The 13,933-nt window shown below is 55.5% G+C and carries 10 protein-coding genes and 1 pseudogene; 5 read left to right on the top strand and 6 right to left on the bottom strand.

Annotation, left to right across the window (positions count from 1 at the left end; translation table 11 throughout):
* Positions 1-13 precede the first annotated feature (13 nt).
* The 3 genes from L3X40_RS14035 (at position 14) to alr (ending at position 4,762) form a co-directional block, all read left to right on the top strand.
* Positions 14-1,996, top strand: a complete 1,983-nt coding sequence (locus L3X40_RS14035) for an acetyl-CoA carboxylase biotin carboxylase subunit (RefSeq protein WP_237366174.1) — start codon at positions 14-16, stop codon at positions 1,994-1,996.
* Between the two features lie 89 nt (positions 1,997-2,085).
* Positions 2,086-3,696 (top strand): MFS transporter, encoded by a 1,611-nt coding sequence (locus L3X40_RS14030; RefSeq protein ID WP_237366173.1) that lies wholly within the window; start codon positions 2,086-2,088, stop codon positions 3,694-3,696.
* A gap of 19 nt (positions 3,697-3,715) precedes the next feature.
* Positions 3,716-4,762, top strand: coding sequence for an alanine racemase (alr, locus tag L3X40_RS14025; RefSeq protein ID WP_237366172.1), 1,047 nt, complete (start codon positions 3,716-3,718; stop codon positions 4,760-4,762).
* Positions 4,763-4,771: 9 nt separating this feature from the next.
* On the opposite strand, the gene L3X40_RS14020 is transcribed toward alr, so the two are convergent.
* The 4 genes and pseudogenes from L3X40_RS14020 to L3X40_RS14005 form a co-directional block, all read right to left on the bottom strand.
* The gene (locus L3X40_RS14020) at positions 4,772-5,785 is read right to left on the bottom strand and encodes an HWE histidine kinase domain-containing protein (protein WP_237366212.1); all 1,014 of its coding nucleotides are present in this window, start codon (positions 5,783-5,785) and stop codon (positions 4,772-4,774) included.
* A gap of 69 nt (positions 5,786-5,854) precedes the next feature.
* Positions 5,855-6,136: pseudogene (locus tag L3X40_RS14015) on the bottom strand (PAS domain S-box protein); the annotation flags it as partial.
* A 310-nt stretch (positions 6,137-6,446) separates the two neighbouring features.
* The gene (locus L3X40_RS14010) at positions 6,447-7,619 is read right to left on the bottom strand and encodes an acetyl-CoA C-acetyltransferase (protein WP_237366171.1); all 1,173 of its coding nucleotides are present in this window, start codon (positions 7,617-7,619) and stop codon (positions 6,447-6,449) included.
* Positions 7,620-7,665: 46 nt separating this feature from the next.
* A complete protein-coding gene (locus L3X40_RS14005; protein WP_237366170.1) occupies positions 7,666-8,601 on the bottom strand; it encodes an alpha/beta fold hydrolase in 936 nt (311 codons plus the stop codon).
* A 148-nt stretch (positions 8,602-8,749) separates the two neighbouring features.
* Between L3X40_RS14005 and phaR the strand changes: the two genes are divergently transcribed.
* On the top strand, positions 8,750-9,313 hold the full coding sequence (gene phaR, locus L3X40_RS14000) for a polyhydroxyalkanoate synthesis repressor PhaR (protein WP_237366211.1): 564 nt from the start codon (positions 8,750-8,752) through the stop codon (positions 9,311-9,313).
* Positions 9,314-9,449: 136 nt separating this feature from the next.
* Entirely contained in the window at positions 9,450-10,976 is a 1,527-nt protein-coding gene (locus L3X40_RS13995; RefSeq protein ID WP_237366169.1) for an aminoacyl--tRNA ligase-related protein, read from the top strand.
* Positions 10,977-11,025: 49 nt separating this feature from the next.
* On the opposite strand, the gene L3X40_RS13990 is transcribed toward L3X40_RS13995, so the two are convergent.
* Positions 11,026-12,201, bottom strand: coding sequence for an acetyl-CoA C-acyltransferase (locus tag L3X40_RS13990; protein ID WP_237366168.1), 1,176 nt, complete (start codon positions 12,199-12,201; stop codon positions 11,026-11,028).
* Between the two features lie 118 nt (positions 12,202-12,319).
* Complete coding sequence (locus tag L3X40_RS13985; protein WP_237366167.1) at positions 12,320-13,525, bottom strand: TetR/AcrR family transcriptional regulator; 1,206 nt, start codon at positions 13,523-13,525, stop codon at positions 12,320-12,322.
* Positions 13,526-13,933 lie beyond the last annotated feature (408 nt).

The following is a 13,933-nucleotide window of genomic DNA, read 5'->3' as shown; positions in this document are numbered from 1 at the left end:
AGCAGGGACTTGAATGATAAAAAAAATACTTATCGCCAACCGTGGCGAAATCGCCTGCCGTGTCATTCGTACAGCGCGCAAGATGGGCATTGCAACCGTTGCGGTCTATTCCGACGCTGATTCCCGTGCGCCGCATGTGATGATGGCGGATGAAGCGGTGCATCTTGGTCCGCCGCCTGCCGCGCAATCCTATTTGCTGGCCGACAAGATCATCGAGGCATGCAAGGCGACTGGCGCGGATGCGGTTCATCCGGGTTACGGCTTCCTTTCGGAGCGGGAGAGCTTCCGCAATGCGCTGGATGCGGAAGGGATTATCTTTGTTGGCCCTCCCGCCAACGCAATTGCGGCCATGGGCGACAAGATAGAGTCCAAAAAGCTTGCCAAGGCAGCAGGCGTCAATGTCGTTCCTGGCTATGTCGGAGTGATCGATGACACCGAGCATGCGGTGCGTATCTCCAACGAGATCGGTTATCCGGTGATGATGAAAGCATCGGCAGGCGGCGGCGGCAAAGGCATGCGGCTGGCTTTTAGCGAAAAGGACGTGCGCGAAGGCTTTGAAGCGACCAAGCGCGAAGGTCTGGCCAGTTTCGGCGATGATCGTGTCTTCATCGAAAAATTCATCGAAAGCCCGCGACATATCGAAATTCAGATCCTGGGCGATCAGCACGGCAATATCGTCTATCTGAATGAACGTGAATGTTCGATCCAGCGCCGCCACCAGAAGGTCGTCGAGGAAGCGCCGTCGCCTTTTGTTACTCCGGAAATGCGCAAGAAGATGGGCGAGCAGTGCGTCGCGCTGGCCCGAGCCGTAGGCTATTTCAGCGCCGGCACGGTCGAACTTATCGTATCGGGCGCGGACAAGACCGGCGAGGGCTTCTATTTCCTGGAAATGAACACGCGCCTTCAGGTTGAGCACCCTGTGACCGAGCAGATCACAGGGCTTGACCTTGTCGAACAGATGATCCGCGTGGCCAATGGTGAAGAGCTTTCCTTCCGCCAGGAAGACGTGAAGATCAACGGTTGGTCCATTGAGAACCGCGTCTATGCGGAAGACCCCTATCGCGGCTTTCTACCATCCACAGGGCGGCTTGTCCGTTACAATCCGCCGCTTGCCGTAGAGGGTGTGCGCGTCGACGATGGCGTCGTGGAGGGGGGCGAGGTCAGCATGTTCTATGACCCGATGATCGCCAAGCTGATTACCTATGCCGATACGCGGATTGAGGCGATCGACAAACAAATCGATGCATTGGACCGCTTCGAAATCGACGGGCCGGGCCATAACATCGATTTCCTGTCGGCATTGATGCAGCATCCGCGTTTCCGTGAAGGAGCCATTACGACCGGATTCATTGCAGAGGAATATCCGGACGGTTTTACAGGCGCGCCTGCAAGTTCTGAGTTATTGCGTCAGTTGGCCGCCATTGCAGCCTTTGCGGGGGCCGCTCAGGCCGATCGGGCGCGGCGGATCGACGGACAGCTTGGGAAAAGATTGCGGCCGCCCTCGTCCTGGCAAGTGAAGGTTGCCGGCGTCGAACATGACGTCAGCATTTCAGTCGATGAAGTGCTGGTTGACGGGCAGCCGCTGGACATCAGCATGGAATATACGCCAGGTGACCGCCTGATCGATGCGGAAGTCGATGGCCGAGCACTGGCCGTGCGTATTGCACCCATTCGCGCCGGTTTCCGCCTGACCGCGCATGGAGCAAGCCACGAGGTGCGTGTCTTGCCTGCTCATATTGCGCCACATGCTGTCCATATGATCGAAAAGATACCGCCTGATCTTTCCAAATATCTGCTGTGCCCTATGCCGGGGCTGCTCGTCGCATTGCATGTGGGGGCGGGCGACAAGGTGGAGGCCGGTCAGCCGCTGGCGGTTGTTGAAGCGATGAAGATGGAAAACATCCTGCGCGCTGAAAAAGCAGGCGTAGTCAAATCCATTGAAGCGCTGGAAGGGGTAAGCCTTGCTGTGGATGCTGTGATATTGGAACTGGAATAAAGACCGGCAATCACTACTCTCACGGCTTGCTCATCAAGACCAGCTACGTCTAATAGGCTGAGCAGATATAAAGACAAATAGGGGAGCGTATGGCCAGTAGCGCAGCCGTGGGAGGGCAAGAACCCACCAGGAAGGAAATTCAGCTCGTCATCGGGGCGTCCTCGCTCGGTACGGTGTTCGAGTGGTATGATTTTTTCATTTACGGTACGCTAGCGCCGATCATTGGCCGGGTTTTCTTCCCAACCGGCAATCCGACGATGGAATTACTCCTTTCCCTGGCCGGGTTTGCGATCGGCTTTGGCTTTCGCCCATTAGGCGCGGTGTTGTTCGGTTACCTGGGCGACAAGCTGGGCCGTAAATATACATTTCTTGTCACCATCACTTTGATGGGGCTGGCCACCGCGGCTATCGGTTTCGTACCGTCCGTCGCCGCTATTGGTCTTGCTGCACCCATTATCATCATATTGCTGCGCATCGTGCAGGGACTTGCGCTAGGCGGCGAATATGGCGGCGCGGCAATCTATGTCAGCGAACATGCGCCAGAGAGTCGGCGCGGCTATTTCACCAGTTTTATCCAGGCAAGCGTGGCCGGCGGCTTCATCCTGTCGATCCTGGTCGTACTGAGCACCAAATCGATGTTAAGCGTGGAAGACTGGGATTCCTGGGGCTGGCGCATTCCCTTCATCTTTTCGCTGCTGTTGCTTGCCGTATCGCTCTACATGCGCCTGAAACTTAATGAGAGCCCGGTTTTCCAGGCGATGAAGGAAGCGGGCAAGACTTCGGCTAATCCGCTAAAGGAAAGCTTTACCTATCCGGGCAACAAGCGCCGGATATTCGTCGCCTTGTTCGGCATTGCGGCCGGTCTGACCGTCATCTGGTATACTGCCATGTACGGGGTCCTGTTTTTCCTGACGGGTTCGCAGCGTATGGATAATAATACTGCGGAAATCGTCGTCGGAGTAGGCGCGATGGCGGGCCTGTTCTGGTTTGTATTTTTTGGATGGTTGTCCGACAAAATTGGCCGAAAAAAGCCGATTGTCTTTGGCTATATCGCGACGCTCTTGCTATTGTTTCCCCTGTTTCACATGATGGGCAATGCCGCCAATCCTGGCCTCGCGGACGCCGCAGAGCGAGCGCCCATCGTGGTGTCGGGCAGCGATTGTTCATTCAATCCTATTGCGAAAGAACAGACTACAGAGTGCGGCAGAGCGCTTGATCTCTTATCCAAACGAGGGCTCAGTTATACGACGGTCGACAATGCTGGTTCAGCGCAGGACACTGAAATCCGCATCGGCAATATGGTCGTGCCGGAAAATAGCCGTGAGGCGCTGGAGGTGGCGCTTGGCCAGGCTGGTTACAATCTTGAAAAAGTTCAACCATCCGGCAGTAATATAGCCATCATCATCGTAGCAATTCTGATCTTGAGTGCGCTTTCGGGTGCGACCTACGGTCCGGTGGCAGCGCTATTGTCGGAGTTGTTTCCACCACGCATCCGCTATAGTTCGATGTCGATCCCTTACCATATCGGGACTGGCTATTTTGGCGGATTTTTGCCGTTGGTGAGCCAGTATATCGTGGCGCGAACGGGCGATCCCTATTCAGGCCTCTGGTATACCTTCGCCATTGTCCTGATGGCTCTGGTCGTGACGGTGTTCGGTCTGCCTGAAACACGCGGCAGGACACTCGACGCCGCTGGCTAGGCGCGCTATCGCATCGACGATGAGCCTGCCTGCATCACCCCTTCGTTTGCGCCTCAACAAAAATGCGCTGCTGGCCAATTGGCGATGGTTGAGAGACCAAGGCGGTGGCGCAGCCTGTGGCGCAGCAATCAAGGCTGACGGTTACGGCACGGACGCGGCAGGCGTTTTGCAGCATTTGGCAGATGCAGGTTGTCGCGATTTTTTCGTCGCGACCTGGGCAGAGGCGTTGGTGCTATTGCCGCTTGCAAAAGAGGTGCGCCTGTCCGTATTGCACGGCTTGCGTGAAGAGGACATGCCAGTGGCTCGACAAGCAGGTGTCAAGCCGGTGCTGAACACTGCCCAGCAGGTGCAACGCTGGAAAGATGTCGGGGGTGGGCCATGCGATGTCATGGCGGACACCGGCATTAATCGCCTTGGGCTGGGCATGGATCAGGCATTTGGACAGGTACTGGATGGGCTGCAGATCAGTACACTGATGAGCCATCTTGCCTGTGCCGATACGGATCATCCGTTAAATATATTGCAACTGGAGCGTTTTTCCCATCTGCGTTCTGCCATAAGCGCAGAGCGATACAGCTTGGCCAACAGCGCCGGTATCTGCCTTGGCCGCAACTATGCTTTTGACCTCATGCGACCCGGCCTTGCTCTGTATGGGGGCGTGCCGCGTGAGGAAGCGCGTGGGCATATCCGGCAAGTTGCCTTTCCCGAGGCGCAGATATTGCAGCGTAAGGCAATAGGGGCGGGCGATGGCATCGGGTATAATGCCACGCAGATTGCACGACATGATATGGAATTGGCGATCCTCAATATCGGCTATGCTGACGGTTATTTGCGCAATTTTTCCAGCAGGGGCGCGGCCCTGGCTACCGATGGGACTGTCCTGCCGGTCGTAGGCCGTGTTTCGATGGATCTTCTGATTGTCGATGTCTCCTCGAAACCGGAGCTGAAAGAGGGGGATTGGGTCACGATTGATTATCAATTGGAACGAGCATCGGCCTTGTCGGGATTGTCCCAATATGAATTACTGACCGGTCTGGGCAGGCGGCTTGAACGTTACTGGCAATGATCCAATGGTTCAGGACAGTGCGGCGCCCGTTGCCTGCCTTTGCTTGTCGATGGCATTCCGTACAGCGATGATCAATTGCGCAATATTTGCCGGTTTACGAATTCTGGTGCAATCATCGAACCTGTTATTGGCGTCGAGCGATTCATAACCGGTACAAAATAAAACCGGAACACCGCGAAGCCGAAGCGATTCAGCCAATGGGTAAACGGGTATTCCATTAAGGTTGATATCCAATATGGCCGCGTCAGGAGGGTTGGACTCAGACAATAGCTTGTTGGCTTCCTCGATTGTTGCGACGGGTCCCATAACTGACCAGCCAGCATCCCTGAGTGATTCCGTCATCTGCATGGCAATCAGCATTTCATCCTCAACGACGAGCAGCTTGCCTGTCATGTGCATGTCCACCTGGGATGATGACGGGTCGTCTTCTGCTTTTGGTAAAACTGGATCGAAATCCTGCGATCGCATCACGCTTGCCGGCAGATATGCTGACACATGAATGCCTTTCGGGTCCCAATCGATATTCACTTCGCCACCCAGCTGCAGACCGGTCACGGTTGTGATCAGATTGGAACCAAAGCCTTTTTGCTCAGGTGGAGTTACCTCAGGACCATCGCTTTCACGCCATGAAAGAGATAGCCGGTCGCCGTCACGCAGTTCCCATTCCATGTCTACACGGCCTTGATCTGTCGACAGAGCGCCATATTTAACAGCGTTTGTGGCAAGTTCATGGATCAAAAGGCCGATAGGCTGAACCGCCTTGGGCGATAACATGACATCAGGACCATGATACTGCACCTGACCGGGGCGTTCATAGGCCATAACTTCGTCCTGAATAACCTTTAGCAATCGCGCACCGTTCCACCGATTTTCCGCCAGCAGCGAGTGGGCGCGGGCAAGTGCTGATACGCGGCCTGTCACAGCTTCGACAAAGGCATCGCGCGTGGGTGCTTTGGTCAGCGAAACAAGTGCCTGCACTATTGCGAGCGCGTTTTTAGCCCGATGATCGACTTCGCGCGCCAACAACGACCGGGCTTCCTCATTGGCCTTGCGTTCGGTAATGTCCCGCAAGATGACAGTCGAAAGCCGGTCATTGCCGACCACTGCCTGAGAAATCGAGGCTTCAACGGGAAATTCATGGCCATTGGCGCGCAGTCCGCTGATCGCTCCCAGGGCACCCATACGCCGACCGGTTTCCCCCGTTTTGCCGAAACGACGAATATGCGCTTCGTGCGCCGCGCGAAATCTTTCAGGCAGGAAGTTTGCAATAGGTTGGCCCAGGGCACTGCTGCTATCCATGCCGAACATCGTTTCCGCGGCAGGATTGAAAAATATGATATTGTGATCATTGTCGATCGTAATGATCGCATCCATCGCCGTCGTGACGATGGCTTCAAGACGGTTTTTGGTTTCTATCGCATCCTGCAGAGCGGCAGGATCGTTAATATACTCTCGGTGCATCACTAGCTCCTTGAGCAAGAGTGCAAAAACGTCTCCACATGAAGGAATGGTGTATTAACAATTATTTGCTGTCAACTTTATTCCATTTTTTCTGGTGCGTTATAAAAGAAATACCCGCCAGAACCGGGATGGTCTGACGGGCATTCTGTGCCTGAAAGTAGAGAGCGATATCTGGCAGCAATATATATTCATTATGGTGCGAATTTCTTGAATCCGGAAGCGATCACCTTTCAAGGCACATGGCGATACCCATGCCGCCGCCGATGCAGAGGGTTGCAAGGCCCTTACTCGCGTTCCGCTTTTGCATTTCGTACAGGAGGGTCGTCAGGACGCGCGCGCCCGATGCGCCGATCGGGTGACCGATAGCGATCGCACCACCGTTCACATTGACCTTGTCCGGATCAAAGCCAAGCTCCTTCCCCACCGACAATGCCTGCGCCGCAAACGCCTCATTGGCTTCGATAAGGTCGAGATCACCTACCGACCAACCTGCTTTTGTCAGTGCGCGTTTTGTCGCAGGAACAGGACCAATTCCCATGATGGAAGGGTCAACGCCCGCATGGGCCCAGCTTGCAACACGAGCGAGAACGGTCGCACCGCGCCGCGCAGCTTCCTCTGCAGTCATCAACACCAGCGCCGCCGCACCATCGTTGATACCGCTGGCGTTCGCTGCGGTAACGGTGCCGTCTTTCTTGAAGGCCGGACGCACGCCGCTCACGCTATCCATCGTAACACCGGCGCGGATATATTCGTCATCGCCAAAAATGGTTTCGCCCTTGCGCGTTTTGACCGTGACAGGTGATATTTCATCCTTGAACCGGCCTGCCGCGCGGGCAGCCTCCGCCAAATTTTGCGAACGTACCGCAAGCCTGTCCTGCGCCTCGCGGGTTATTTGATATTGTTCCGCAAGGTTTTCAGCCGTAATGCCCATATGATAGCCATTGAAGATGTCCGTCAGACCATCTTTGATCATGGTGTCTATCATTTCCAGATTGCCCATTTTCTGGCCTTGGCGCAGCGATTGGCAATGTGCGGACATCGACATGCTTTCTTGCCCGCCGGCCACGACAATGCTCGCATCACCATTGGCGATTGCCTGAACTGCCGAAGCGACTGAACGCAACCCGGAGCCACAGACCTGGCTGACGCCCCATGCGGGCACTTCCTTGGGAATGCCGGCGGCCATGGCGGCCTGACGGGCGGGGTTCTGGCCGTGACCGGCGTTCAGCACCTGTCCCATGATGACTTCGGATACTTCCTCGCCAGCAACGCCCGCTTGAACCAACGCGGCTTCTATGGCGATGCGGCCCAGCTCATGGGCTGGCGTTGTTGCGAACGCTCCAAGGAAGCTGCCGACAGGCGTGCGCTTGGCGGCGGTAATGACGATATCGGCCATAATCATCTTTCCTGAATTCAGAGTGAGTGGTTTGCGGTCGCCCTTATCACCGCAAAGTCGATTCCAAAAGCCATTCCGCCAGTGGCGCCCATAGTTGTTCGCGGGCGCGACCGCCCACGATCATTCCGACATGGCCACTTTCAAGGCGCAATTCCTTGCCCCCGCGACTGGCGCTTGCGGCGGGAACGATATGATCGGTATCAGATATGATGTTGAGGAATGGGCATTGCAAGCTGGCAGGATCGATGATTTTGTCGCCGACCCGCCATTGCCCCTTGCCGCTTTCGTTGGCAGTATAAAGCCGTTCAAACAGGTCGCGCCCGGCAGCAAAGGTCAAGGGCGCGCCTTCATTGGCCCAGTCTTCCACAACGATGAATGCATTGGCAGCGTCGGAGCCTTCCGGCATGTCGGCGAACGCGGCATATTTTCGGATGGTGCGTCCTGGATCAAGCGTCCAGAAGCCTGCTTGCAGCACCTCCATCGGTACATAGCCAAGGCGTTCGCACATCGGTTTGGCCTTGTCCCACAGGGCAATGATCCGTTCCCGATCCGGTGCCGGAAAACCATCAAAGTCCCATGGCGCCGCGATCATGACCAAAGCGGATGTTTCCATCATGGCGCTGGCTGCCGCCGTCATGGTTCCGCCAAGGCAATAGCCGGCAAGGACGGGAGGTTCTTTTAAATCCGCCAACAGGGGGAGAAGGCGTTGTGCGACATGGTCAGCAAGACCCAGTTCTCGATCTTCCACCGAGGGAAAGCCCCAGTCGACCAGATAAACATTCAAGCCACGTTCACGCAGATAGCCCATCAGGGAATTGCTGTCTGACAGATCCAGAACGAAATGTGGATTGATCAGGGAAGGCACGAATATGATGGGCCGCCCCGCACCACCATAGTGCAGTAATCGTGCCGATCCCGCAGTTGCAACAATTGCAGCCTTCAGTTCGCGTTTAGTGCGTTTTGCCCGTTGATATTTTTTCAAACCCTCCAAAGCCTTTACCCTGAAAGCTGTGTCATTCTGGGTCTCTCTCCACAGGACATCAAGAAAAAGCGGAAGTGGACGGGGACCATGTTGCGGCGCATCATGGTTTGATGCTATTGCAATATCTTCAATGGCGGGAGTGGACGTAATGGCAAAAGCCTCAAAATCTTCTGGTGATTCGGAACCTGTCATCATCAAGAAATACGCCAATCGCCGATTGTATAATACGGAAACTTCCAGTTACATCACGCTGGACCTGCTATCGAAAATGACCCGCGAAGGCAGGGAGTTCGTGGTTGTCGATGCCAAGAGTAACGAGGACATCACCCACAACGTCCTCACGCAGATCATCATGGAAGAAGAGTCCCGCGGAACCAATATGTTGCCGGTCAATTTTCTGCGGCAACTTATTTCCATGTACGGTGATTCAATGCAGTCAATGGTGCCGCAATATCTTGAAGCATCGATGGATGCCTTTCGCAAGAACCAGCTCCAGTTTCAGGACGCGATGAAGGGCGCATTTTCCGGCGGGCCTTTCGCGGAAATCGCCAAACGCAACATGGAGATGCTCGAAGTCGCCACAAGTGCTTTCAAGGGCAAGGCCGGGGAAAAGCCGGGAACTGCATCGACGGAAGCCAAGGATGATGAGATTGCTGTGCTAAAGGCTCAGCTTGAAGCCCTGAATTCCAAAATCGAGAAACTGGGCAAATAACGCCCTTTTAAGGTTGCTGAGCGGTTGCTTGTGCGGCGAAAGGGCAATTCGCGTATCGACTCCTTGCAATCTGAATCCTAATGGGCTGGGTAAAGCCTTTTGGGCTGTTTTGCCATTTTATGCAGGTCGGGACACATTGAAACACGCACTATCCGTCACACGCGAAAAGGATTTCGCTGCCTGGTATCAAGCCGTTATCAGCGAGGCTGATCTTGCGGAAGAGTCCGGCGTGCGCGGGTGCATGGTGATCCGCCCCTGGGGCTATGGCATCTGGGAACGCATACAGAAGCTACTCGATGCCGAAATCAAGCGGACGGGACATGAAAATTGCTATTTTCCATTGTTCATCCCGCTGTCCTATTTCGCCAAGGAAGCCGAGCATGTGGATGGTTTCGCTAAAGAAATGGCGGTCGTTACGCACCACAGGCTGATCATGCAGGACGGCGCGCTTGTTCCCGATCCCGAGGCAAAGCTGGAAGAACCCCTGGTAGTGCGGCCAACATCCGAAACTGTCATTGGCGCAGCATTTTCGCGTTGGGTGCAGAGCTGGCGCGACCTGCCGGTTCTTATTAACCAGTGGGCGAATGTGGTTCGTTGGGAAATGCGCACCCGCATGTTTCTTCGGACCAGCGAATTCCTGTGGCAGGAGGGGCATACGGTCCATGCGTCCGCCGAGGAAGCAAGGGAAGAGACGCTGAAAATGCTGGAAGTCTATCGCAGCTTTTCGGAAAATGCGCTTGCTATGCCCGTGATTGCTGGTGAAAAGCCTGAAAATGAGCGCTTTCCCGGAGCCGAAGCGACCTTTTCCATTGAAGCGATGATGCAGGATGGCAAGGCACTTCAGGCCGGAACATCACATTTCCTGGGCACGACATTCAGCAGGGCGCAGAATATTCGTTTTCAGAACCGCGATGGCGAACTGGAACTGGCGCAGACGACCAGTTGGGGTGTTTCCACCCGTCTGATCGGCGGCGTTATCATGACGCATGGCGACGATGATGGGCTGCGCGTACCGCCAGTCATTGCGCCGCAACAAATCGTCGTGGTGCCAATGCTGCGCGATCAGCCGGAAGATGACGACATCCTTGCCTATTGCCGGGACATCGTGGTGGCGCTGTCGCAATTGACCGTCTTTGGCGAACCTGTCCGGGCCTTGCTGGATAAAAAAGCGATCAAGGCCGCGAACAAGCGTTGGAACTGGGTCAAGAAGGGAGCGCCGATCATCGTCGAAGTCGGCGGTCGTGATCTTGCCGCGCACAATGTGTCCGTGCTGCGGCGCGACCAACTCTATGCCGATAATGGCAAGCTTGCCAGCATGACCCTTTCACGCGCAGCATTTATTGATGATGCAGCAGCGATGCTGGAGTCTATTCAGGCATCGCTCCATGATCAGGCCGAAGCCTTTCTGAAAGCCAACATTGATCGGTCAATTAGCGATGTCGCGGCGTTGAAGGCGCATTTCGCCGCAAATCCGAAATGTGGTTGGGCCGAAGTACAGTGGAGCAAGCCTACGGGCGCTGCTCTCGATCAGGTTGTTGAAACGCTGAAAGCCATGAAGCTGACGCTGCGCAATGTGCCGCTGAATGCTGCGCCCGCCGATGGCGTATGCATTTTTACGGGTGCACCAGCGGTTGAACGGGTACTGGTGGGGCGGGCATATTGAACGAAAATGGGTCCGGCAAGCGGACCCATTATTCGGTTTTCAGCCGCAGCTAGAGAACTTCGAACAGCCCTGCCGCCCCCATACCGCCGCCTACACACATAGTGACGACGACATATTTGACGCCCCGCCGTTTGCCTTCGATCAAGGCGTGGCCAGTCATCCGTGCACCCGACATGCCATAAGGATGGCCGATCGAAATGGCGCCGCCATTGACGTTGAGGCGATCATCGGGAATGCCCAGCTTATCCTGGCAATAAAGCACCTGCACTGCGAAAGCTTCATTAAGTTCCCAAAGGCCAATATCATCGATGTTGAGGCCAAAGCGTTTGAGCAGTTTGGGGACCGCGAAAACGGGGCCGATGCCCATTTCATCAGGTTCCGTACCCGCCACGGCCATGCCCACATAACGGCCCAGCGGGGTCAATCCGCGCTTGGCGGCAATCTCCGCCTCCATGACGACGCAAGCTGAGGCGCCATCGCTTAGCTGGCTGGCATTGCCTGCGGTAATGAAGCCCTTTTCTCCAATCACCGGCTGAAGCGAGGAGAGGCCTTCAAGCGTCGTTTCGGGACGGTTGCCTTCGTCCTTGGCGATGGTGACGTCGCGCATCGATACTTCGCCGGTTTCCTTGTTCATGACGCCCATTTTGGCAGCAACCGAAATAATCTCATCATCGAATCGGCCTGCTGCCTGTGCGGCGGCCGTGCGGTGTTGCGATTGCAAGGCGTAGGCGTCCTGTCGGTCACGGCTGATGCCATAGCGGTTGGCGACGACTTCGGCGGTTTGCAGCATCGGCATGTAAACGGTGGGAACCATTGCGAGCAGTTCTGGATCAGGCCCAACACGCATTTCCTTGGTCTGGACCAGAGAGATCGATTCAACGCCCCCCGCGACGCACACATCCATGCGGTCCACGACCACTTGCTTGGCCGCAGTCGCAATCGCCATCAAACCAGAAGCGCATTGACGGTCGATCGACATGGCGGCGACCGAAGCGGGCAGGCCAGCGCGCAGGGCCGCGGTGCGTCCTATGGTCATTTGCACGCCTTGCTGAAGTGCCGCGCCGAATACCACATCGTCGACTTCGGCCGGATCGACGCCAGAGCGCTCGACCGCGGCACGAATGGCATGCGCCGCGAGTGTAGGAGAGGGCGTGGCATTGAACGCGCCTTTATAAGCGCGGCCAATCGGCGTGCGGGCGGTAGAAACGATGACGGCGTCGCGCATTGGTGATGTCTCCTCTTCCAAAGACCCGACATGGACATACCGGATATTCGATTCCAGGCTGTTCTATAGATTTGACGCGAATGGTGCGCAAGTCCAGAGCGTTACATGCAGCCGGTCTTTAATCCGCGACAGGCTGGAACAAACCAAAAATGATGGTGGTGGCATAGAGTTCCACAGCGTCGGGCAGAGCCATGCGATTGGCCCACGCCCGTGCGTCATATGCTGAATTCAGCATCGACATAATCATTTGCGCGGCGATCAGCGTGTCGATCGGCCTGACTGAGCTTTCGGCGATCCCGTCCATCATCATTCCGGCATAGCGGCGGGCCAGCCTCGTGGATTCGTCGAAGACCAGCGCACGCAACGGGGCAGGCAACGATTGCCGGGCAGTGCTGCGCAGCAATGGGCTGGCGTTGGCGAACTGGACTTTGAGCAGGGTTGCAATGGATGAGGTCAAATGCGGCCAATAGCCACCCTTGGCTTCGTCGGCGGTCTGCTGTGAACGCGCGATGATGTCAAAGCTGCGCCGAAAACAGGCAACAACCAGATCGTCCTTGCCATTCAAATGATGATAAAAACTGCCTTTTGTGACATTGATCTCCGCAGCGATCCGTTCCACCGATGTGCCGCGATACCCGCGGTCATTAATCAGCATGGTTGCGGCGCGCAGAAAATTTTCCAGCGAATTTTTGCCCACGACATCAGGAATGACCGCATCGAGCGAAATATCATGTGGCGACCAGATTTGATCTGTGGCGGCGATGCCATGATCGAATATATCGAACATGCGGGCTTTCACCCTCGAAAAATCGGGAATATCATACCGTTCCAGCCAGACAGGCAACCAGTACATGTTTTCCAGCAGCACGTTGGTACGGGCTGTGAAAGCCCGGTGTTCACGCTCGTTTGCAGGCACCCCAAATAGCGCGCGCAGGCGGCGAAACATACTCCTGTACCGCGCCTGAGTTTCTTCTTGCGCCTTTTCATTCAGCGTCCGCAGTTCCGAAAATCCGGCATAGTTTTTTGCTTCTCCCATGCGGATTTTCAGCAGATCCTCGAAATTGGCGTTGATAAAACCCTTGATGCGCTCACGCGCGGTTTCGAGATGCTCTGCGGCAGCAATGAAGCTTTCCAGCCTGTCAATTGAGCGATGGTAGCAGGCGACAGCGAGTTGCTCTTTCCGCTGGAAATAATAGGTGATGCTTGTCGTGTTGAGCCCCACATCACGCGCAACATCGGCAAAGGTCATGCCGGTTGCACCATGCTCATTGATCAGGACGGATGCGGCTTCCAATATGCGCTCATATTTTTCATTGTAGCGCATTGTCCTTTCTGGGCTTTGGAACGTCCTTTTTTCGGTTTTCATGGTATTTATTTAACAACCTCTCACCAACTCGTCATCAAAAACCGCAAAGTGCCTGCTTTACCGAATATCCGGTATGTATTAACCGGGAAGGGAGCAGATGCCGTCCCGCACGCTTGTCTCGTCCGGCCATCTATAGAGGACCCCACGGAATGCCGCTTTGCCGTAACGTTAAAGCCCCCAGGCCGCGACACGGATTAACCCCGGCGAGTAAACTTGCAAACATATGATTCGAATCGAAAAGACAAAAAGCACGCAAGTCAGGGCTCATTGCGGCCTGCGCTGAATTGCTCCGCTGAATGACTGACCGGCTGATGCCGGTAGGATCAAGTGGAGGGGCTGAAGCCGTTTCTGTGGGAATGCCGGTCC

This window comes from Rhizorhapis sp. SPR117 (assembly GCF_021742065.1).
Note: the sequence above shows the minus strand (reverse complement) of the source record. Positions and strands in the feature narration are given on the sequence as shown.